The organism is Leisingera sp. McT4-56 (assembly GCF_020514995.1).
GTDB classification, from domain to species: Bacteria; Pseudomonadota; Alphaproteobacteria; order Rhodobacterales; family Rhodobacteraceae; genus Leisingera; species Leisingera aquaemixtae_A.
This window is the reverse complement of the sequence record NZ_JAJALF010000006.1, coordinates 29,581-50,637: the sequence shown is the minus strand read 5'-3', so window position 1 is coordinate 50,637 and position 21,057 is coordinate 29,581. Positions and strand designations below refer to the sequence as shown.

Here is a 21,057-nt window from a genome sequence, read left to right as displayed (position 1 = left end):
CTTAAGGAATTCTTCTATGTTAGCCCGAGTCTTTTCGTCTGTGAATTGCATCACAGGACGGAACACGCTTATTTGCTGTCAGTTTACTGGCGCAAAACCGCCAGCAGACCGGCCATGTCCTGCGGCAGCGGGGCCTCGAATCTGAGAGCCTCTCCGGTCACCGGATGATCAAACCCAAGCACCGCCGCATGCAGCGCCTGGCGCGGGAAAGCCTGCACCGCGGCCTGCGCCGCCGGGCTCAGCGCCTTGGCAGCCAATTTGCGGCGGCCGCCATAGGTGGGGTCGCCGATCAGCCCGTGGCCCGCATGGGCCATATGCACCCGGATCTGGTGGGTGCGGCCGGTCTCCAGCCAGCATTCGATCAGCGCCGCAGAGGGCGGGTTGCCGAAGCTTTCGCAGATCCGGGCCCGGGTCACCGCGTGGCGGCCGCCCTGGAACAGCACTGCCTGGCGCTGGCGGTCGGTCTTGTGCCGCGCCAGCTGGGTGGTGAGCTTGAGAATATTTCCGGGTTCAAAGCTGGCGCCCTTCACCCCGCGCAGGCGGGGATCATTGCCATCCGGCACGCCGTAGCAGACCGCCTGATAGTAACGCTCCACCGTGTGCTTCTCGAACTGCGCCGCCAGGCCTTGGTGGGCAGCGTCGGATTTGGCCACCACTAGGAGGCCGCTGGTTTCCTTGTCGATCCTGTGCACGATGCCGGGGCGTTTGACGCCGCCGACGCCGGAAAGGTTGCCGCCGAAATGGTGCAGCAGCGCGTTGACCAGCGTGCCCGAGGGCGACCCCGGTGCCGGGTGCACCACCATGCCCGCAGGCTTGTTGATGACGATGAGGTCATCGTCCTCATAGACGATCTCCAGCGGGATATCCTCGGGGCCGATGTGGCTGTCCTCGGCCTCCTCCACCGCAATGGCGATCAGCGCGCCCGCTTCGACCCTGGCCTTGGCATCCTGCACCACGGCGCCGTCGACCGTCAGCGCGCCCTCCTCGATCAGCCGGGCCAGACGGGTGCGCGACAGCGACGCCTCCTCTGGCACATCGCGCGAAACCGCTTTATCAAGCCGCTTAGGCGGGTTTTCCGCGATGACAAATTCAATCCGGCGGCTGCCCATGACTGATCCTTCCGAGACCGAAATCCAACAGGAACCGCCGCAGATCCGGTTCCTGCGGCGGCTGGTGACCACCCTGACGGTGGTGATGATTGGCGGGCTTGTATTGATAATCTCGCTGCTTGTCATCCGCCTGCAAGGCAATGAGGCACCGCTTCCCGCAGAAATCGCCCTGCCCGAGGGCGTGGAAGCCGAAGCGGTGACGCTGGGGCGCGGCTGGATCGCCATTGTCAGCCGGGACAACCGCATCCTGATCTTCGACCGCGAGTCCGGCGCGCTGCGTCAGGACATTCAGATCGCCGACTGAGCCGGGTCCGGTCAGGACCTCAGCAGCACCTTGTTGGAATCGATTGCTTCGGCAATCTGGGCATATTGCGTCTGGCGCTCCTGAGCGGCCTCGGCACTGCGCAAGAGAACGGTTGCGGCTTCCTCGAGGATACGGGCGGCTTCCTGGTTCACCGCAGCCTGGGCCGCGGCGCTCACCGGGGTCAGCGGGCGGGCGGTGCGTTCAGCCGGGTTCGCAGAGCTGGTGACAGTCACCCGGCCCCGGCCCGGATCCCTGTTCTGGCGGGCCAGCCGTTTCAGCCGCGCTGACGTGTCCTGCAGCACCCCGCGCACCTCGTCATAGTCGGTGCCCTGGGGAATGCCGTCGGCCGCGGTCTCCAGCCGTTCCGACAAGCAATCCACCTGAAGCGCAGAATCACCGGTGGCCCGGCAAAAGGCCTTGGCCGCGGCCAGAGTTCCCAGAAGCTCTGCCAAATACGCCGCGGAACCGAACTCCCCGGCCGGCACCACAACTGAGTAGACAATCGGCCCGGGCGCCTGAGCCAAGACGGGCGACGCAGCGACCCCCAGGCTGGAAACCCCTGCAATCACACTGCTTATCGCTGCCTTGAACATGTCCTCACCCTCACTAAGACTCTTAGCAGTGGCCCGAAACCGCTTATCGCTTAGCACCGCTGCGCGGCATTTTGCCGGGGCCCTGCCGCGGTTGCAGCGTTATGTTGCTTGGCAGCCGGCCGCTGGCTAACCTAAAAGTGTTCACAAATCATAAGGGCTTTTTCCCATGCGTACCAGTATCTTGCAGGCAATCACCATGATAATTCCGCTGACTTTCGCCAGCCAGGCCGCATTTGCCCAGGCGGATCCGGCACTGGAAGAGGCCAAGCGGCGCCTGGCCTGCGGTGCCGGAACGCCTGTCTCTGCCACCTATCTTGCGAACGGCTCGCTGCAGGTCACATGCCAGGCTCCCGGTGCCCAGACCGTGGCACAGGCCAATACCACCGGGCTGCCTGAGACCGGCCTTTCTGCCGAAGCCACCGCGGCTGTTGTCGGCGGCGCCCTGCTTCTGGTTGTGATTGCTGACGACGATGACAGCTCGACAACAACGACGACGACAACCGGTCCAGCAGATTAAGCCCTCCGCCGGGGCGGCGGTATGCTTCCGCCGTCCAGGCAATACCCGGTTCCGGCCGGCCGCCGCGCGGCCATTCCTGCCAGCACCCGAAAGCCAGCTTCCGCTGCGCTGAACTTGTGCGGGCCGCCACCGGGATACCCCTGTAAAAAGTGAAAATCCGCCCGCCGGCCACCTTGTCAATGGCACCGCATGGCCGGAGCCGCTCTGCGCAAATGGCAGGCGTCAGCACGCGCTTTGCTCTAATGCAGCCGCAAAAGAGCACAAAAGGCAGGCAAATCTGTGAGAGAGGATGGTACCGCCTCCCCGGCTTGAACGGGGGACCTCTGGATCCACAATCACAAAATGATAGGTTCCTTTGTTTTCCTGGACATTGCACATCCCCCCAAAAAGCGCGCAAACCCATTGCCTTAGCCGTTACACCGTGTTCCCGTAGCTTCCAACGGTTTCCCGGCCTTTTGGCTACACTGTGGCTACATGAGAAGACCATGGAGGGTTTGAGCATGCCTCGGCTTTTGTTAAACGCAAGCGTGATAGACGCGCTCCCAAACCCGGAAACCGGGCAGAGAATCTACTATGACTCCAAGCTCCCTGGCTTTGGTGTTCGGATAACAAAATCCGCCAAAAGCTACATTGCTGAGGCCCGCGTAAGTGGCCGCAAACGGCGGGTTACGATCGCTTCTGTCGGAGTACTGCCAGTAACTGAGGCCCGCAAAAGAGCGCAACAAGAACTTGGTCGCATGGCCTCCGACATTGATCCGAACGCTGCGAAGGCTGAGGCTAGGGCCAGGAGCATGACTTTAAATGCAGCACTGGAAGAACATCTTAAGTCCCGCAACCTAAAGCCAGCTACCACTAGCGAGTATAGAGCCCGGCTGCACTCAAACTTTCCGGATTGGTTAGACAAGGAACTTAAGGCCATTACTCCGGCAGCCGTAGTGAAGCGGTTCGACAAGCTAACAAAGGAGCGCAGCCCTCAAGTCGCGAACGGGGCGTTCAGAGTATTCCGAGCGGTCTACCGCTTTGCTCGTGCGTATTCAGCTACAGACGCGGGCACCTACGTCTTACCCGAGTGCCCCTGCCAGCGGCTCCAAGACCTTGGAAAGTGGCACAAGCCTGTTTGCCGAAAGAACCATCTGACGAACGACCAGCTCCCTGGCTTTTTTTCGGCTTTGGAGAAGTCACACAACCCGCGCTTCCGCGATTTCGCAGAACTAATCGTGCGGACTGGCTTGCGCCGCAATGAGGCTGCAACACTCCTTTGGTCTGACGTGAACTTAAACGCCAAGACCATCACCGTTCGGGCGGAGATGGCGAAGAACGGGTGCGCGCTTACGCTACCACTGTCTTGGCAAGCACACGAGATCCTCCAAAGGCGCAGGAACGCAGCGCCAAGAGCTGAAGCCGTCTTTGCTGCGTCAACCCGTTTCGACCCTCGCAAAAGCGTTGCAAGACTGCGTGAGGCCTCGTCCTGCAACTTCACTCTTCACGATTTGCGCCGGACATTTGCCATCCAGGCTGAGCGCGTGGGAACCCCGTACAGCATGCTAAAGAGGATGCTCAACCACTCGTCCGCAGGGGACGTAACTCTAAGCCACTACCTTACTTGCACCGATCCAGAGACGCTCCGGCCATACACTCAAATGATAAGTGATGAACTAGACCGCTTAGCCAAGCAGGATTAAGCTGCGCCTGCTTGAAAACAGGGGTAAATGACTGTAAGTATAAGGGACGAACTGGAAGTACCAAGGAGGGTCCGGCTACGGCTGGCCTGTTCGCTGAACCGCGCGAGAGCGCACACGCGAACTGATCTTTGGAGGCTTCAAATTGCCCAAATTGAAACTGCACAACCCCCAAATCGTTGCGGGCATAGAACCGTTGCTAACTACTAAGGAAGCAGCGGCGATAATCGGCTTATCTGCATCCTTCCTTCATAATGACCGCTATACTTCAAAAGCTGAAGGAACTGCCCCCCAATATCCATACATCAGACTTCCGAGCGGAGGGGTTCGTTACCGCGTTTCCGACCTACAAGCAGTAATTGAATCTGGGCTAGTTGGTGGCAGGCGTGGCACTGCGGTCTGATGCCTTTGAGCGGCAACTTAACCGCCGATACCCTCCAATCTGAGGAGAAGGGCATGATTGTCGATACTTCTGCAATAAGCCCTAAACACCTTTCCTACCTCCAAGCAGCTTATCCTCTGACTAGCACGGACCGGGCGAAGCAGTTATTGGCCCGGATCCTGTTCTGGGTCCCGATGGCCACCATCGAACGCACGAACCAGAAATGGGTGGCCAAGTCCCGGAAGGAATGGGCCAAGGAAACAGGCCTCACGTTCATCCAGGTGAAGAAAGCTCTCAAGGACCTGAGAGACGCCCATTTGATCGACACGGGGCAATTCATCTTCGGCAGCCGGAACACCCTGCACACGGCCCTCTCCGCGACTGGGGCGGCTATCGTAGGGCTTCTCAAAGGGGTGTTCTCCAGGCAGACGACCTATTCCAGCCTCCCGGCAGAAGACAGGGAAAGTCTCCGGTCCCGGCTGACCTCTCTCCTGTCCCGCCCCATTGCTCCGAGCCTGGGTGATCTCTCGAATTGCTTTACACTTTTCACGAGTGCAGGGGTACCAGATGGTTCCACTGAAGGGGAACCAGATGGTTCCACTGGAGAGGTACCAGATGGTTCCACCCTATATACAATAGACAACACTAAGACAGCAGAAGACATTGTTAAGGCCCCCAGCGAGCTGGAGGCACCCAAGGAGCAGGCTATGCCCAATGTAGAAGATACCCTGAAAGGGATGTTCCAGAACCAGGACACTCCGGAGAAGGCAGCAAGCAAAACACCCCGGCAGCATTTCATGCAGTGGTGGAGGTTCTGGTGGCACACCCAGTTCGGATCTCAGATCGGCCCTTTCACTTCGGTGGAAATGGGGAAGGTCGGGCACATCGTCACCAGGCTCGGAATGGACAAGGCCACAGAGGAGCAGTGCGGGACCTTCGTGGAAGTGCTGTTCAAACGCTGGACCTACATCGCGGATGCTGTTCAGGACCAGAAGGGGTACAAGCAAATGCCGACCCGGCCCGATCTCGGGATCATCCTGGTGAATGCGTATATCGTCAGGGACGCTGTAGTGGCCCAGAGCGGGAAGAAAGGGTCCTCGGGCACCCCTACCATCAAAAAGCCCAGTAAGGGGCTTTACGCGGCTTCTAAAGCGTCTCCAGGGGGCATCAAACTGGCTCAGAAAGGCCAGGATCTGATCCCGCCCAAGAAAGGGCCAAGAAGGGACGTTGAGGTGTCCAAGAAGGGCAAGATATTCGACATGGGAGCGGGGATGCAGAAATACGGCAGCCCGTATTTGCCCCCAGAGTTCGGTCAAGCCAAAGCGACCAAGCTCACAAAGAAGGCCGTGCAAACATTTGCACAGTGAACTCTGCGCCCGCACTTAACGACAGACACGCACAGACAACTGACATTGCAAGGTTTACCGGTCTCCCGACAGGCAACGTTCACTGGATCAGCTAATGCCAAGCACAGAATTTGCAGTCCCGCGCTTTCCACATAGCACAACGTTAACATTGCTTGCTGCTGTGGCATGGCATTCGCCGGTAGTTCCTGACCACCTAGCGGCGGCAGTATCGAAACGCCGAGCTTGGGTCACTCGGCGGTCACAGCACAGCATTGCTTCTTTCTGAAAGAGATACGAACTCACGCATTCGCCGAGTTGGCGTCTTTGTGCTGCCTGCGATTTTCTGATAGATTTTTCAAAGTACCTAAGTGAGTTTTCAAAGTACCTAAGTGAGGAAGCTAAAGTGTTTCGATCTGCCCTTATTTTCGCGGTTTGTCTTATCATCAGTCTTGCACCCAGGCTCGCCAATGCTCTGACGCTAGATCAGGCTTTTGCCCTTCAAATCGCTTTGAAAGACCACGGATTTGATCCAGGTGGGACTGACGGGCGGATAGGTCCGGCGACAAGACGCGCATTGAAAGAGTTCTCTGAGAAATACGGGAGCAAAAGCGACCCTGAGAGTGTCTATCTGTACATGTACAGTAGATCACTGGACGCGCGATCTCCTATCACCAACGAAAAAATCCTGGAAGTCATCACACGCGATGTCGCTAAGAATCTTAGAGACCCAAACAGCGTGATGATTAGGGACGTTTTCTTTGTAAAAAAAGGTGCACAAGAGATTGTTTGCGGAGAGGTGAATGGGAAAAATGCCTATGGGGGCTATGCTGGCTTCACAAAGTTCTATGGTTTACCCGTGGTTATGGATCATTTCCCGCTAATGTCGATCAATAACTCAGAAGTCAAAATGGCGTCGGTCATGTGTGATCTTGCATTCCCCAAGAAGCCATAGAGAATGTCGGGGCCAGCTTGTCAGCAAGAGTGCGGAGGCTGGCCAAATCATGGGGTGTGATCTTGGTTGAGACAGTGTGTGTCAGCCTACGTAGTTCAAAAATTTCGAGTTTAGAGAAGCCTTGAAGCTTGAGCGCGGAAACGCCAGCGGCAATGATCATTTTCACCAGCTCAGCGGTATTGAGACTGTGCGGAGTTTTGTGCCCTGGCGCGTTTTCTTACGCCAATTGGAAGCGTGCCTCGAGCATGATGCCGAGCTGGCTTTTCACCGCATGCCATTCGTGCACTGACCGCTTCCAGCCGACACGCCACGCTTCGCCCCGAGGTCGACCGCACTGCCGAATAATTAAAGATTCCAGCGGAAAAGTCCTGTCGATCTCATCCGTAGTGTAAATCAGCCTGCGAATGAACACACGGCAGGCCCAGGGTGACGCCAGGTCGACAGTTGGTTCAACAAGCTCCATGCCGCGCAGCCACGCCATTCACCGTCGCGCATGACACAGAATTTTGCCAGGTTCCGGCTTCTGAGCCGTTAGAAACTGCACCCCACAAACAGAAAACTGCCCCTGCCTTAGGTACACTTTTTTTTTTTTGGGGATACTTAGGGATACCTTTGGGTGTCCTTCTTGCACCCGCCAACGGCGTGTCAAAGCACCACCAGCGGGTAGCTTTTCCAACCCGGGTCCAATGGGGTTATTTGGCAACTTTCGACTGATTGCGCGACAACCCATCTTGCTGAAAACAAGAGAGATATTCAGGCGCATTCAAATTGCCATTCGCTGAGCGCCTAGCCACGAAGAAGAAGGGGCAAAGCAACCTGTCCTCCATCAGAAAATGGAGGCACTGATGTTCTTGGAAGACGTTTTTCTCGAAAATGCAAAGAGTGATCTGGAAGCCCTTGTGGCTCGGCACCGAAGTGCCGACTTCGATGGCCGGTTTCAATGGGATCCCTTCATAGCAAAGTCGATGCTGCAGAAGGCTATCCGGCGTGCAAACACTCGCAGGGCGGAAGAAGCTGCCTGGTATCTCCTGCGGATTAATGAGCAAGTGTTTTGGAGGCGTTTGTGCATAATCGCGCTCGAAGATATTGGACTGGCCAACATACCTCTCGTTGCTCAAGTTCTGCAGGCGGAAGGAGACCGGCAACTTCGCAGCAACCTGGGCGGACCCGAAAAGGTCGGTTTAGCCCTTGTGTCAGCCATGTGCGCGTCCGCTAAGGACCGCACAACAGACGACTTGATCGATGCCATCGGAAATGATGATTACAACTGCTGCAAGGCAGACGTGTCAGAGTTGCCCGAAGCTGCGCGAGCAGCTCTCGCCTCATCGACCTCTGCGCCTGTCCATGAGCGTGCGATAGCGGCATTGCAGCTTAGCCCTGCATCAACCCCGTCAAGGAGGGTGCGTGATTGGTGCTTGTTATTGGAACGCTTGCCAGAAGCGACCTTGTCGCCTTGTGTCAAAGCCGCAGCAACATTGGGCCTGCAGCGCACTAAGTCCGAAATGGCACTTCACATGGCGCTGCTTTCGCGAGATCTGCCAGAAACTCCAAGACAAATGGACGAAGTGTTTCCACCATCCGTTGATCTCAATGGGCTGCCCTCCTGGGTTCTGGATGGTCACACTCGCATTGGTTTGCAGGCTTTCCGCTTGGCTCTGAAGCGATCTCCCCGGCTTGGAAGATTCATCAGGCACTGGGCCACAGGTGCCGTATCTCCCGCCAAGACCGTTGCTGGCTTGGTCTTCCGTGTGGAAAGTTCCCAGCTCAAACGAAGGCTGGACTGGAGCATTGGCCAGCAACTGAAGCAAGAGGCATGTAACAACAGGCCGGGCCTTCCAGCAGGGGCTGCACCTGAAGGCCTTGCCATCCTGCGAGAAGAGTTTGACCTGGTGAATGAGTGCCGGGCCGACGCAGTACGCGTTTACCTCCGATAACCTTCCATTATCGGAGGCAAAAATCATGGATGGCTTACCCGGACCGTCAGAGGAAAATACACCAAAAGTTACTCGACCAGAGGACCTCTTAGAAGCGGCCTATGCGACGAACACACGACGGGCCTACAGATCCGACATCACGGGCTTTCTGAAGTGGGGTGGATCCATCCCATCATCGCCCGAGCAGATCGCTGCGTTCATTGCCTTCCGTGCAAACATTTGCACGGTCGCCACCATCAAGCGGCAGCTGGCTTCCCTGTCCTCCCTACATTCATCCCTTGGGCACGCGCCAAACCCCGTAAAAAGCCGCCTCGTGGCCTCTGCAATCCGAGGACTGACCCGGCTACATGGAAAACCCCAGCGGGCAGTGGCCCCTCTCCTAATCGAGCATCTGCGGGAAATCCTAGATAACATGCCAAAGAGCACTCTTGGCAAACGCGACGCCGCCCTGTTGACGATTGGGTTTGCAGGCGGCCTGCGCCGATCTGAGCTGGTCGCAATAGATTTCGAAGACATTGCCCAGGTTCCGGCAGGTTTCCGTATCACGATCAAACGAAGCAAGACGGATCAAGCTGGCCAAGGCCGGTTGATCGCGATTGCGTATGGGCGCACGCGTCATTGCCCGATCAAGTATCTGGACGCCTGGTCCTGCAAAATCGAACCGCAGACCGGGCCGGTGTTCCGCTCTTGCACAAAGGGAGGAAAGGTAAGACGCACCCGCTTGGCAGCAGAGTCAGTGGCTACAATTGTGAAGAAGCATGCTGATCGCATTGGCCTCGATGCAGGGAAATACTCCGGTCACTCACTACGTGCAGGGTTTGTCACAAGCGCAATTCAAGCTGGTGCTAGGGAATACGCGATACGCCGCCAGACAGGGCATGCTTCCGCAGCCACAATGGAAAGGTATGTAAGGATAGCGAGCCTGTTTGAGGACAACCCGACAAGTTTGCTTCTTTAGTTTGTGAACAAACCCCAGCCCTTTGATGAAACCTCGAAGTGGGCGATGAACAGGAAGTAGGGCAAAGTCTCGCGGAGCAGCGAACAGTGTTCGCTGCAAGGATGCCGCTTGAAGAGAGATGAGCTAGACAGGAACTGCGATATCAGTTGCAGTTGTAGCCGTGTCCTGTAGCAACACAGTTAGTTAAGATGAAAGATAGGGTTTCGCCTCTGTCGCTTTACCCGAGAAACGTTGTAAACTGCCCCTCAACTGGGAGACGAAGTTAGTGGCCACGGCGAAGCAACTCATAGGGCTCTTAAAGAGCCACGTTGAGGGGAACGAAGAGCGTTTCTTCGATCTCGCCCTACAGCTTGCTTCTTCGGAAGAGCAAAAGGGTCATACGCGTCTAGCGGAACAGTTGCGTCAATGGGTGGAAGCTGGTCAAAAGCCAAAGGTGCAATCATCCTCCCCCACACTAATCGCGAAGCCACGCGGTGAGTTGGCTTCGATCATTGGCACCGCGTACCCAGAAGCCCGCCTAAACGACCTTATTCTTCCCGATGTTGTATCTGCCGAACTCGACCAGCTTGTAACAGAGTTTCGCAAACGCGACATGCTAGAGCAGCACGGGCTAGCCCCTCGACAACGGGTCTTGCTGGCAGGGCCTCCTGGCACAGGTAAGACCCTGAGCGCATCCGCATTAGCTGGAGAGCTAAAATTACCACTCTACTCGGTGCTGCTACACGGTCTGATTTCGAAGTTTATGGGTGAAACGGCATCAAAACTTAGTGCTATTTTTGAGGCTGTCAGAACTCAACGCGGCGTCTACCTTTTCGACGAAATTGACGCCCTTGCAGCCGCACGGGATGGAGACAACGACGTGGGTGAAGCACGTCGAACGCTGAATTCGTTCCTGCAATTCATGGAAGAAGATACTGGACCGTCCCTCATTGTTGCGACAACCAATCTCCCTCGTATTCTGGACAAGGCAATACTTCGGCGCTTTGATCTCGTCTTAGTGTACGACCTCCCTACAGCTGAAGCCATCCAGAAAGCTATGTCGCGTCGTTTGATTGGGTTTGATTTATCCAATGTTATCTGGGACGATGTAGTTGAGCAGGCTCAAGGCCTTTCATCCTCTGATGTTGTTCAGGCTGCGATGGATGCCGCACGGAGAGCCGTATTAGACTCGAAAACGAACATAACATCTGCTGATCTGTTGCGTTCAATTGGTCGGCGACGGGACTTACAGGCGTTAGGTATTAGCATTGGTGGACCGGACTCTTCCTCACATCGTTCTTAATGGGGTATCGAAGTCTGAGAACTTTCAAGGCAAGGGAGGTGGTGGAACATCACGACCTTCACAAGTTCCTAATCGCCAAGCCCATGCTCAAAGCCTGATTGCCGCAATTGATGCGTTGCCGGTCGACGCTGCGGCCAGCGCGTCCTATCTTGAAATTGTTGGTCGTCCTGGCGAACCTTTCCTGCCAGAAAAGTTCGACGTTAGCGGTCTAGCGCTGCTTAACATGCAAAGAGCTGACCCTGACCATCGGCTCCCTGGACGAGCAGTAGTAAAGGCCAGCAAGGCAGGTGGTGGCCTCACGAAGCTGAAGGCCAAAATAAACGCATTCGCTACCGAGGACGGACGACCTAACAAAGAAGGACAGACGCGACCTAAGAATGCTGATCTCGCAAACAGTATCGGAGCTATAGAACGCGCCGGTTTAGTGAATTTGTGGCGGCACCCAACTAAGCCCTTCCCGCTGGCGCCTGCGCCAATCCCCTGGGAGGTTTGGTTAGAGCCTGAAGAAGTGGAGCAATTCGTGGCTCGGGCTCAACAAGAGGGTATGACTGTCTTTGCTGATCGCCTAAAATTCCCCGAAGATACTGTTGTCCTTGTTGAAGGACGTGTTGGTCAGATGGCCAGGACTGTACATGGCACAGGTTCGGTACGGTCTGTTTCACCACCTGGCGCGATCATTGACTTCGTAGATGGGCTAGACGCCGAGGAGCAGGCTGATTGGGTTCAAGATGTATTGGCTCGGACTCACTATCGCCCTGAAGACCAACACACGGGCTCTTATGTCACATTGCTTGATACGGGCGTATCCTTGGCGCATCCACTTATTCAGCCTGCCTTGAACGCTGCTGACCGCCATGCAGCAGTTCTAGGATGGGGCGTCGATGACACCAACGGGCATGGTTCGAGAATGGCTGGCCTTACTCTATTTGGCGATCTGAGGACCCACTTGGGCAGCACTGCGCCAATTCAGGTGCCGCATAGGCTGGAATCGTCAAAAGTCATACCGGATGCGGGACATAACCCACATCATCTGCTTGGGGATAGGACACAAAAAGGCATTGATGCAGCCGAAGTGAACCCAGATCGGCTACGCACCTTTGCTCTCGCTACGACCACGGAAGACGATACCCCGCATAGCGGGGCACCTACATCATGGTCTACTGAACTTGATCAACTGGCCTCGGGCCGATCCGGTATCGTCAGCCAGCAAAGACTACTGGTAGTATCAGCTGGCAATCTCACGCCACAGCACGGTGGAACGATCGATTACCTTGCCAATTGTGATGACGACGACGAGGCTGAGGTTGAGTCACCTGCACAGGCTTGGAACGCCATCGCAGTCGGCGCCATGACCGAGATGAATGGCATCGGTGGACCCACCTACGGTAGCACTCTTGCGAAAGTCGGAGATCTGGCGCCCATGTCCAGAACTGCAAGTTGGACAAAGACCTGGCCGATCAAACCTGACGTCGTCTTGGAGGGCGGCAACTGGTTTGATGATAAGTTGTCAACAACGCCGAACCAGCATTCAGACCTGATGCTTGTCACAACAAGCCGAAGCGCTCCTGTTCGCTTTTTCACGCATATCTCCGACACCAGTGCTGCAACGGCCTTAGCTGCACGTGAACTCGCAATTCTACGTGCTGAATATCCTGACCTTTGGCCTGAGACGATCAGAGCACTTTACGTGGCCTCTGCGCGGTGGACAGATCAGATGTGGTCCCACGTACCAGCGCCGATGAGAGCACGTAAAGGTGCGTTGGATGTACTATTCACCAGGTATGGATTCGGGCAACCTGACCTGGGCCGGGCACGGCTCAGCGCCAGAAGCGCAATTACGTTGATCGCCGAAGATCATATTCGACCATACGAAAATAAGAAGTCCGGGCGTAAACTGCATGAGATGCGCTTGTTCGACCTGCCTTGGCCCAAGGAGGCTCTTCGAAGCCTTGGCGCTCAGGAAGTTACTCTTCGAGTTGCACTGAGCACATTCATTGAACCCAACCCTTCAGAAGTCGCGCGAGGCCGGAAAAACCGATACGCATCACATGGGCTACGCTTTGCGCTTAAAGGGGCAGACGAGGAAGTAGACGCATTCACTCAGCGCATCGGGCGAACTGCAACGGATGATCAAAAAGAAGATAATGGCCCTGACAGTGGCGAATGGGGCTTTGGGTACAATCGCCGCAGCGTAGGCTCCCTTCAAATTGACACACTTACCATCCCTGCAAACGACCTTGCTCAACGGGGTGTTATCGCAGTTTACCCCGTGGGGGGCTGGTGGAAGGAAAACCGAAAAGTCGATGCAGAACGTTGCATAGCAAGATACTCACTGGTCGTGGAAATCCAGACAGGGGAAGTCGACATTGACCTTTACACAGAGGTCCAGCAGAAAATCGCTGTCCAGCAAGCCATTGAGGTATGACCATCTTAAGTGCCAGCACGCAGTGAGATCACGCGGGTGCTTCTACAGGCTAAAAACTCGTTCACACGAGAGTTTGGGATCGGTGCCTTGCGAAGGAAGACTCCGAACGGTCAGCGGTTTTCGCTAAACTCCCGTTTTCCTTTCCTTCATGAAAACGGAACTACGACGACACTGCCCGCCTAGAAACGTATTTCCCCATTGCAGACATCCGAAGGGATCAAGTGAGCACTCCGTCTCAACTGAGACTCCAAGCCTCGCCTACTACTTTGAGAGCTTAAACTTTAGCGCGGGGACTGCCCGGGGAGGCAAAACCTTTGGAGATGCTCTCTAGTGACCAACACTGACCGTGGTGAACCGTATTACTGAGTATCTAAGCGATGAATTTGTTTAGACCATTCCCTGCTTGTTGAGCATCTAACAGTAAAACAAGGCTAGAAACCCCGTTGTTCGCATTAGTAGCTGCACAATCAATGGCTACACAATGGCTACACACCAATTCACGTTGCCTTGCAACACCTCAGAGGCAATCGTAACATATTGTTTATAAATAGGTTTATGGTACCGCCTCCCCGGCTTGAACGGGGGACCTCTGGATCCACAATCCAGCGCTCTAACCAACTGAGCTAAGGCGGCACTGAGGGGGCATTTATAGCACACCCCAGTGGCGTGCAAGAGGTTTTTCACCATTCTTTTTCAGAAAACAACCGCGCCGTTTTCCGGCCGTCAAATGCTCCGTCCGGCACGGGAACCGGAGCGGAAAGTTATCCACAACCGCTTGCGTTTACACCCAATTTTCCCGCGGCGCCGCGTCCTGCCGTCATCACGCCTCTGCGTTCTGGAAAGACAGGCTCCAAGTCTGCTCCATCAGATCCTGGCCATAGTTGCGCACCGGGCGGCTGTCCTGCAACTGCCAGCCGAAAGCCTGGTACAGGGCACAGGCGGTGCGGTGGCTCTGGTGGGTTTTCAGCATCATGCCGCGATAGCCGGCGGCGCGGGCGAATTCCATGCAGTCGCGCAGCAGCCGCTTGCCCAGCCCCTTGCCGCGCGCCTTGGGCGTCAGCAGGAACAACCGCAACTGTGCCGTCTCGTCATCCTTCTTCATACAGAACACCGTGCCCAGCCTTTCGCCGCCGCATTCGGCCATCCATCCCCTTTCGCAGGCCGGATCGTGGCCCGCGCAAAAGCTGTGCAGGATATCGGCGACCAGCGGTCCGAAGCTGTCGTCGAAACCGGCCTCGCGGGCATAGAGGTCCTGGTGGCGGGCCACCAGCCATTGCATGTCGGTCGGGGCGAATCGGCGCAGTGTCACATCCTTCATGCAGGCAGTGTAGCGCAAACCCGGCTTGCGTTTCAGCCTGTGCCGGGCTAGCACCGGCATTCAAGCGGCTGGCCGCCAGTGGAGTGCAAGATGGGCATCAATACCGAACGCGACGTGGAAGCAAACATGCAGATCGGCCCGACCGATCAGGGCATGGTGCGGATTTTCATCGAGGCGGGCGGCGTCGAGATCCCGATGGACTTCGACCCCGAGGAAGCCGAAGAGATTGCCGACGAACTCCGCGCCGCGGCCCAGGCAGCGCGCAGCATCAAGTAATGCCAGCACCCTGTGCCCCCTGTTGAACCGTGGTGCGCCGCAGACGCGCGGCGGACCCAGAGCTGCCTAAGGGCGCCAACGCAGCCGGGGCATCTGCAGGCGCGGGTGAGCCTCGGCTTAGCCTTCACGCCTCCGGCAGTTCCTCGCCCGCCCCGCCCAGCAGCAGCCCGTCCTTTCCCAGGCGCGGATCGCGCAGGGTTTGCAGGCGGCGGGCAGCGTCCGTGGCGAATTTCTGCACCAGCTTCTTGCGCCGGGCCGGCGCCAGCTTGTCCTCCGGCGCCATGCGAATGATTTCAGCATCATAGGGGTCGGCGATGATCAGCCCGGTTCCGTCGGGCAGCAATTCGGCCGGGAAATCCATGTCCACCGCCCAGAAGTAGCGGTCGCACCACTCCAGGTAGCCCTCCCACTTGCTGTCTGACTGGTAGTCGGCACGGCTGGACTTGCACTCGATCACCCACAACTGCCCCTTGGGGCCCAGCGCCATGACATCGACGCGCAAGCCGCGGGCCGGCACGAACTCCTCCAGCGGGGCAAAGCCCAGGGACCGCAGATAACGCGACACCCCGCGGGCAAGTCTCTGTCCAGGCTGCAGATCTTCCATCATGCGGACAAATGTGAACAATTGGGGAACAAATTGCAATCCCGCGCTTTCGCAGCGAATCGCCAATGGATAGCACCGGCCCTCTTGTAACGGCGCCCTTGTCGGCTTACTTACGGGCTTGGCGGGTTCTGCCCTTCTCGTGACAGGCAGCATTCCGGTGGCCTTAAGCAATTCCGAGGGAGCTGGCTCTGTCCGGATCCTGGTCCGTTTACCTGGCGCCCACCTGTATATACAGGTCCTCGGGAATCAAAGCCGCACGGTTGACTGGTGGTCCCGCCGCTTTTCTTCTCCTGCCCCGCAAAAGAAAACCGCGCCTTCCGGTCCGGAAAGCGCGGCTGAATTTCGGCAGTCTTCGCTGCTCAGCGGCCGCTGTTCAGCTGGCGCTTCTGCCTGGATTGCTCCTCGGCCGGAACACGCACCGGCTGGAATTCATGAGCCACCGGGGTGCCGCGGCGCGGGCCGCTGTCCTTTTCCGCCATTGCCATTACGGCCCAGGCGAACTGCACGCCGGCAAAGACGATCCCGTGCATGAACCACAACAGGAACACAGCCAGCAGGCCAACGTCGGAGGCGGCGACCAGCGACCATAGGTTCGCCACGTTGAACCACAGGAGAACCGCCACAAAGGCGGCTGCAATCCCAAAGCCGATCACCACGTTGCGGATATACATTTTCACCAGTTCAGGCATCTGAGTCCTCCAGATATGCAAGAAGAGGTTAGCAGCCTTTGCGGCGCCGTCCAGCGGTTCCGGAGGGAATGAGCGGATTTTGCCGCACCATTTGCCCGCCTTGGCGGCACGAAAAAAGCGCGCCCGGAGGCGCGCCCTTTTTTCAGCTCAATTCAGCGGCAGATGGCGGCTCAGAATGCTTCCGGCCGCGCCTCGCGCGCCATGTGGTCGAGCACGGCGTTGACGAACTTCGCCTCCTTGCCTTCGGGGAAAAAGGCGCGGGCGATATCGACAAACTCGTTGATCACCACCTTGGGCGGGGTGTCGGACTGGGTCAGCTCGGCGCCGGCCGCGCGGAACAGCGCCCGCAGGGTCGGGTCGATGCGGGCAATCGGCCATTTCGCCACCAGCGCCCGGTCGGTCATCTGGTCGATCCGCGCCTGATGGTTCACCGCTTCGCGCACCAGCTTGCGGAAAACCGTGGTGTCGCCTTCCGCCATTTCATCGCCCTCGTAGACAGCGCCAAAACGGTGGTCCTCAAATTCGACGATCACCTTGTCGAAGGTGAGGCCGCTGTGTTCCATCTGGAACAGCGCCTGCACGGCGTAAAGCCGCGCTGCCGATCTCATCTGATTCTTGCCGTTGCCCTTGGGGCGGCTGTCCTGGGTGCTCATGCGCTGGTGGATCCGTTGTCTGAACCGGCAACCCGATACGCCCCTGCGGGCGCCTTGAAGCCGATGCCTTTGGTCTGGGCGCCCCACTTACGCGTGAGCGCGATCAGATGCAAGGCCGCAGCTGCCGCGCCGCCGCCTTTGTTCTGATCGGCGGTATCGGCGCGCACCTCGGCCTGCTTGCGGTTTTCCACGGTCAGGATGCCGTTGCCAATGCAAAGTCCCTGCAGCCCCATCAGCTGGATCGCGCGGGAGCTGTCGTTGCAGACGGTGTCATAATGGGTGGTCTCGCCGCGGATCACACAGCCCAGCGCCACGTAGCCGTCGAAGTTGGAGGTGCGGTCGGCGATGGCAATTGCGGTCGGCACTTCCAGCGCGCCCGGCACTTCGGCGATCTCGAATGTGCCGCCTGCGGCTTCGATCTCGGCTGCGGCGCCCGCAACCAGGTTGTCGGCGATGTCCTTGTAGTACGGCGCGACAACGATCAGCAGCTTCACCGGCTTTTCGAACTCGGCGCGCGGCAGCGTGTAATGGGTTTCATGTCCAGCCATATCAAGCGTCCTTCAGAATGGGGCGGCTGCCGGTGATGGACAGGCCATAGGCATCCAGCCCGACGTATTTGGTCGAGGGCGAGTCGGTCAGCAGGACCAGCTCATGCAGGCCCAGGCTCGACAGGATCTGGGCGCCGATGCCGGTCTGCTTGATGGTCACCGTGCGCGGCCCCTCGTCCTCATTAGCATAAAGCGCGTTGCGCGGCTGGCGGAACAGGGTCACCACGCCGCGGCCCTCCTCGGCGATGATCTCCATCGAGCGCGGCAGCTGGCGCGCCGATTTCGGGCCGAGGCCCAGCAGGTCGGTCGCCTCATGCAGCGCATGGGTGCGCACCAGCACCGGCTCCGGCGTGGTAATGTCGCCCTTGATCATCACCACGTGTTCGATGCCGTGGGTCTGGTCGGTGAACAGCCGCATTTCCCACTCGCCGCCGAACTCCGAGATCACGGTCTCGCGCGAGGTTTCCACCACCAGGTTGTCGTTGCGGGCGCGGTAGGTGATCAGGTCGGAAATGGTGCCGATCTTCAGTCCGTGCTTCTGCGCATATTCCACCAGGTCGGGCAGCCGCGCCATGGTGCCGTCTTCCCTCATGATCTCGCAGATCACCGACGACGGGTAGAGGCCGGCCAGCCGGGCGACGTCGCAGCCTGCCTCGGTATGGCCCGCGCGCACCAGCACCCCGCCCCGGCGCGCGCGCAGCGGGAACACATGGCCCGGCGTCGCGATATCGGCAGCGGTCTTTTTCAGGTCGATGGCGGTGGCCACGGTCAGCGCCCGGTCGGCGGCAGAGATGCCGGTGGACACGCCCTCGCGGGCTTCGATGGAAACGGTAAAGGCGGTTTCGTGGCGCGAGGAGTTGTGCATGGCCATCATCGGCAAGCCCAGTTCCTCGATCCGCTCGGCCGGCATGGTCAGGCAGATCAGGCCGCGGCCATGGGTCGCCATGAAGTTGATCGCAGCCGCATCGGCGTGCTGGGCGGGGATCACCAGGTCGCCTTCGTTCTCGCGGTCCTCGTGGTCCACGAGGATGAACATGCGGCCCTGGCGGGCCTCTTCGATGATCTCTTCGATCGGGCTGATGGCATCGCGCAATTGCGCCTCAACCGGCCCCGGTGTTTCAAAGCTCATATGGCAGCCTTTCGATGCGCATGGGCAGCACGCCTGGCACTGCGGGTTCTTTCCCAGCCAGATAGCCCAGGCCGGCGGCAAATGCCAGTCCTGCAAACGGCAACCAGACGTCCGGACGCGTCCTGTGCATCTACGCACAAGATGCTGAGGGGCCCTGCCCCTCGGCCTCCGGCCTCACCCCGGAGTATTTTCGAAAGATGAAGGGCGGGCCCGCTCAGCCCGCTTCCTGCAGCCGCGCAACGTAGCGGGCCAGGGTATCGATTTCCAGATTGATGCGGTCGCCAGTCTTCACATCGCCCCAGGTAGTGACTTCCTTGGTGTGCGGGATGAAGTTTATACCGAAGTCGCGGCCGTCCACATCGTTCACCGTCAAAGAGGTGCCGTTCAGCGCAACCGAGCCCTTGGGCGCGATGAAGCGGGCCAGCGCCTCTGGCGCGCGCAGGGTGACGCGGGTGCTGTCGCCCTCGTCCTTCATTTCCACCACTTCGGCGACACCGTCCACATGGCCGGAGACAATGTGGCCGCCCAGTTCATCGCCCACCTTCAGGGCGCGCTCCAGGTTCACCCGCTTGCCCACGGCCCAGCTGTCCAAGTTGGTCTTGGACACGGTCTCTGCCGAAATCTGCACGTCGTACCAATCGTCGCCCAGGGCAATCACCGTCAGGCAGACGCCGTCCGAGGCAATCGAGGCGCCGAGGTCGATGGTGGCAGTGTCGTAGGCCGTGCGGATGCGGGCGCGCAGATCGCCCTGCTGCTCCAGCTCGGCAATGGTGCCCACATCGGTGATGATGCCAGTAAACATGGGTGCGCTCCCCGCAGGTCATATGTCATTCCTGCCGCAGAGGTAGCCAAGCCGCGCAGCCTTCACAAGCCCCGGCTTGCCTTTGCGGGTGGCGCAGCCATAGTTTCGCCCCAGTCAAATGTTAATCAATTCCCGAATACGCCCCTGTACAGCCGCCCGTGTGATGCCAAGCCCCCCTGTGAAACACCGAAGCTTCCTGTTCCTGCAAGGCCCGCACGGGCCGTTCTTTGCCGCGCTTGGCCGGATGCTGCGGGCCGCAGGGTGCGAGGTCGCGCGGGTGGGGTTCAATGCCGGCGACCAGGCATTCTGGCGCGGCAGGGACAGCTATATCCCGTTCACCGGCTGCCAGCAGGACTGGCCGGAGGTGCTGGCCGGGCTGCTGGAGAGCCGCGGCATCACCGATATCGTGCTTTACGGCGACACCCGCCCGATCCATGCCGCCGCGGTTGAAACCGCCCGGCAGCGCGGCATTGCGGTGCATGTGTTCGAGGAAGGCTACCTGCGGCCCTACTGGGTCACTTATGAACGCGGCGGCGCCAATGGCCATTCGCGGCTGATGGATATGACGGTTCCCGAGATGCAGGAAGCGCTGGCGCTCTCGGACATGGAGGCGCCGCTGCCCCCTGCACACTGGGGCGACATGCGCCAGCACGTGTTCTACGGCGCGCTTTACCATTGGTTCGTGATGTTCCAGAACCGCAGATACCGCAATTTCCGCCCGCACCGGGCGCTGCCGGTGACCAAGGAATTCCAGCTTTACCTCAAACGCCTGCTACTGATGCCCGCACAGGCGCTGGAGCGGCGGCTGGCCGAGCGGCGCATCCGAAATGGCGGATTCCCCTACCATCTGGCGCTGCTGCAGCTGGAGCACGACAGCTCCTTCCAGATGCATTCCCCTTTCACCAGCATGGGGGATTTTCTGGCCGAGGTGATCACCGGCTTTGCCGAAGGCGCGCCGCGCCACCACCACCTGGTAATCAAGGCGCATCCGCTGGAAGACGGCCGCGCCCAGGTGCGCCGCACCCTGCGGCGGCTGGCGCGGGAGCATGGCGTTGCCGGGCGGGTGCATTATGTGCGCGGCGGCAAGCTGGCACAGCTCTTGAACGAAGCGCGCAGCGCGGTGACGGTCAATTCCACGGCCGGCCAGCAGGTGCTGTGGCGCGGCATTCCCTTGCGGGTGTTCGGGCGCGCTGTCTATGGCAAACCGGAGTTCGTTTCGGAACAGCCGCTGGCCCAGTTCTTTGCCGCGCCCTCCCGCCCCGACAGCCGCGCCTACAAGGATTACCGGCGGTTCCTGCTGGAAACCTCGCAAGTGCCGGGCGGCTATTATTCCCGCGATGGACGGCGCCAGCTGCTGCGCCAGGTCGCCGATATGATGCTGGCGGACGAAGATCCTTATGACGCGCTGCGGCTGGGAACAGCGGCTCCGCGGCAACAGTTGCGGCTGGTGACCTGAAGCGGATCCTTCCAAAGACTGGATTTTTTCCAGCCAGCCGGTTAGTTTGCCGGTAAAACTTGAGGCAAACAATAAAAGGTCGAGGAGACCGAGCAGTGATA

21 protein-coding genes and 1 tRNA gene are annotated in these 21,057 nt (G+C 58.7%); 11 read left to right on the top strand and 11 right to left on the bottom strand.

All coding sequences use genetic code 11. The features are described 5' to 3' along the window. Positions 1 to 83 precede the first annotated feature (83 nt). Positions 84 to 1,109, bottom strand: coding sequence for an RluA family pseudouridine synthase (locus LHL23_RS09255; RefSeq protein WP_226429638.1), 1,026 nt, complete (start codon positions 1,107 to 1,109; stop codon positions 84 to 86). Here LHL23_RS09255 and LHL23_RS09250 point away from each other — a divergent pair. Next, entirely contained in the window at positions 1,108 to 1,413 is a 306-nt protein-coding gene (locus LHL23_RS09250; RefSeq protein ID WP_226429637.1) for a DUF6476 family protein, read from the top strand. The two genes, LHL23_RS09255 and LHL23_RS09250, sit on opposite strands and share 2 nt — an antisense overlap. Positions 1,414 to 1,424: 11 nt before the next feature. Here LHL23_RS09250 and LHL23_RS09245 read toward each other — a convergent pair whose 3' ends face one another. Beyond that, positions 1,425 to 2,006 (bottom strand): hypothetical protein, encoded by a 582-nt coding sequence (locus tag LHL23_RS09245; RefSeq protein ID WP_226429636.1) that lies wholly within the window; start codon positions 2,004 to 2,006, stop codon positions 1,425 to 1,427. Positions 2,007 to 2,202: 196 nt separating this feature from the next. On the opposite strand from LHL23_RS09245, the gene LHL23_RS09240 reads away from it, so the two are divergent. The 4 genes from LHL23_RS09240 to LHL23_RS09225 all read left to right on the top strand — a co-directional run bounded on the left by LHL23_RS09240 (position 2,203) and on the right by LHL23_RS09225 (position 6,882). Continuing rightward, a complete protein-coding gene (locus LHL23_RS09240; protein WP_226429635.1) occupies positions 2,203 to 2,523 on the top strand; it encodes a hypothetical protein in 321 nt (106 codons plus the stop codon). A 179-nt stretch (positions 2,524 to 2,702) separates the two neighbouring features. Beyond that, complete coding sequence (locus tag LHL23_RS23600) at positions 2,703 to 4,205, top strand: tyrosine-type recombinase/integrase (RefSeq protein ID WP_413229470.1); 1,503 nt, start codon at positions 2,703 to 2,705, stop codon at positions 4,203 to 4,205. Positions 4,206 to 4,658: 453 nt separating this feature from the next. Then, positions 4,659 to 5,951, top strand: coding sequence for a hypothetical protein (locus LHL23_RS09230; RefSeq protein WP_226429634.1), 1,293 nt, complete (start codon positions 4,659 to 4,661; stop codon positions 5,949 to 5,951). A 382-nt stretch (positions 5,952 to 6,333) separates the two neighbouring features. Beyond that, a complete protein-coding gene (locus LHL23_RS09225) occupies positions 6,334 to 6,882 on the top strand; it encodes a peptidoglycan-binding domain-containing protein (RefSeq protein ID WP_226429633.1) in 549 nt (182 codons plus the stop codon). Positions 6,883 to 7,099: 217 nt separating this feature from the next. On the opposite strand, the gene LHL23_RS09220 is transcribed toward LHL23_RS09225, so the two are convergent. Beyond that, positions 7,100 to 7,363: a hypothetical protein gene (locus LHL23_RS09220; protein WP_226429632.1), complete on the bottom strand. Its 264-nt coding sequence runs from the start codon at positions 7,361 to 7,363 to the stop codon at positions 7,100 to 7,102. Positions 7,364 to 7,727: 364 nt separating this feature from the next. Here LHL23_RS09220 and LHL23_RS09215 point away from each other — a divergent pair, with 364 nt between their 5' ends. The 4 genes from LHL23_RS09215 (at position 7,728) to LHL23_RS09200 (ending at position 13,481) form a co-directional block, all read left to right on the top strand. After that, a complete protein-coding gene (locus tag LHL23_RS09215) occupies positions 7,728 to 8,816 on the top strand; it encodes a hypothetical protein (protein WP_226429631.1) in 1,089 nt (362 codons plus the stop codon). Between the two features lie 25 nt (positions 8,817 to 8,841). Then, positions 8,842 to 9,774 carry a site-specific integrase gene (locus LHL23_RS09210; RefSeq protein ID WP_226429630.1) on the top strand — a complete coding sequence of 311 codons (933 nt, stop codon included), beginning with the start codon at positions 8,842 to 8,844 and terminating at the stop codon, positions 9,772 to 9,774. Between the two features lie 265 nt (positions 9,775 to 10,039). Then, positions 10,040 to 11,056 (top strand): AAA family ATPase, encoded by a 1,017-nt coding sequence (locus LHL23_RS09205; protein ID WP_226429629.1) that lies wholly within the window; start codon positions 10,040 to 10,042, stop codon positions 11,054 to 11,056. Continuing rightward, positions 11,025 to 13,481: a S8 family peptidase gene (locus LHL23_RS09200; protein ID WP_226429628.1), complete on the top strand. Its 2,457-nt coding sequence runs from the start codon at positions 11,025 to 11,027 to the stop codon at positions 13,479 to 13,481. The genes LHL23_RS09205 and LHL23_RS09200 overlap by 32 nt, the downstream gene beginning before the upstream one ends. Positions 13,482 to 14,037: 556 nt before the next feature. On the opposite strand, the gene LHL23_RS09195 is transcribed toward LHL23_RS09200, so the two are convergent. Together LHL23_RS09195 and LHL23_RS09190 are read right to left on the bottom strand one after the other, a co-directional pair. Next, positions 14,038 to 14,114, bottom strand: a tRNA-His gene (locus tag LHL23_RS09195). Between the two features lie 187 nt (positions 14,115 to 14,301). After that, positions 14,302 to 14,799 carry a GNAT family N-acetyltransferase gene (locus LHL23_RS09190; protein ID WP_222480917.1) on the bottom strand — a complete coding sequence of 166 codons (498 nt, stop codon included), beginning with the start codon at positions 14,797 to 14,799 and terminating at the stop codon, positions 14,302 to 14,304. A 90-nt stretch (positions 14,800 to 14,889) separates the two neighbouring features. Between LHL23_RS09190 and LHL23_RS09185 the strand changes: the two genes are divergently transcribed. Next, positions 14,890 to 15,075 carry a DUF6324 family protein gene (locus tag LHL23_RS09185; RefSeq protein WP_226429627.1) on the top strand — a complete coding sequence of 62 codons (186 nt, stop codon included), beginning with the start codon at positions 14,890 to 14,892 and terminating at the stop codon, positions 15,073 to 15,075. Positions 15,076 to 15,199: 124 nt separating this feature from the next. Here the strand turns inward: LHL23_RS09185 and LHL23_RS09180 are convergent, their stop codons facing one another. From LHL23_RS09180 to LHL23_RS09155, 6 genes are all read right to left on the bottom strand, one after another. After that, on the bottom strand, positions 15,200 to 15,682 hold the full coding sequence (locus LHL23_RS09180; protein ID WP_226429626.1) for an MmcB family DNA repair protein: 483 nt from the start codon (positions 15,680 to 15,682) through the stop codon (positions 15,200 to 15,202). A gap of 356 nt (positions 15,683 to 16,038) precedes the next feature. After that, complete coding sequence (locus LHL23_RS09175; RefSeq protein WP_222480910.1) at positions 16,039 to 16,368, bottom strand: hypothetical protein; 330 nt, start codon at positions 16,366 to 16,368, stop codon at positions 16,039 to 16,041. 170 nt (positions 16,369 to 16,538) lie between these two features. Beyond that, positions 16,539 to 17,021, bottom strand: coding sequence for a transcription antitermination factor NusB (gene nusB / locus LHL23_RS09170; RefSeq protein WP_222480908.1), 483 nt, complete (start codon positions 17,019 to 17,021; stop codon positions 16,539 to 16,541). After that, positions 17,018 to 17,569: a 6,7-dimethyl-8-ribityllumazine synthase gene (locus LHL23_RS09165; protein ID WP_222480906.1), complete on the bottom strand. Its 552-nt coding sequence runs from the start codon at positions 17,567 to 17,569 to the stop codon at positions 17,018 to 17,020. Before LHL23_RS09165 ends, nusB begins: the two co-directional genes overlap by 4 nt. Before the next feature lies 1 nt (position 17,570). Beyond that, positions 17,571 to 18,698, bottom strand: a complete 1,128-nt coding sequence (ribB, locus tag LHL23_RS09160; RefSeq protein ID WP_222480904.1) for a 3,4-dihydroxy-2-butanone-4-phosphate synthase — start codon at positions 18,696 to 18,698, stop codon at positions 17,571 to 17,573. Between the two features lie 214 nt (positions 18,699 to 18,912). Next, positions 18,913 to 19,500, bottom strand: a complete 588-nt coding sequence (locus tag LHL23_RS09155) for a riboflavin synthase (protein WP_226429625.1) — start codon at positions 19,498 to 19,500, stop codon at positions 18,913 to 18,915. A 163-nt stretch (positions 19,501 to 19,663) separates the two neighbouring features. Between LHL23_RS09155 and LHL23_RS09150 the strand changes: the two genes are divergently transcribed. After that, the gene (locus LHL23_RS09150; RefSeq protein WP_226429624.1) at positions 19,664 to 20,956 is read left to right on the top strand and encodes a capsule biosynthesis protein; all 1,293 of its coding nucleotides are present in this window, start codon (positions 19,664 to 19,666) and stop codon (positions 20,954 to 20,956) included. The last annotated feature ends 101 nt before the right edge of the window (positions 20,957 to 21,057 follow it).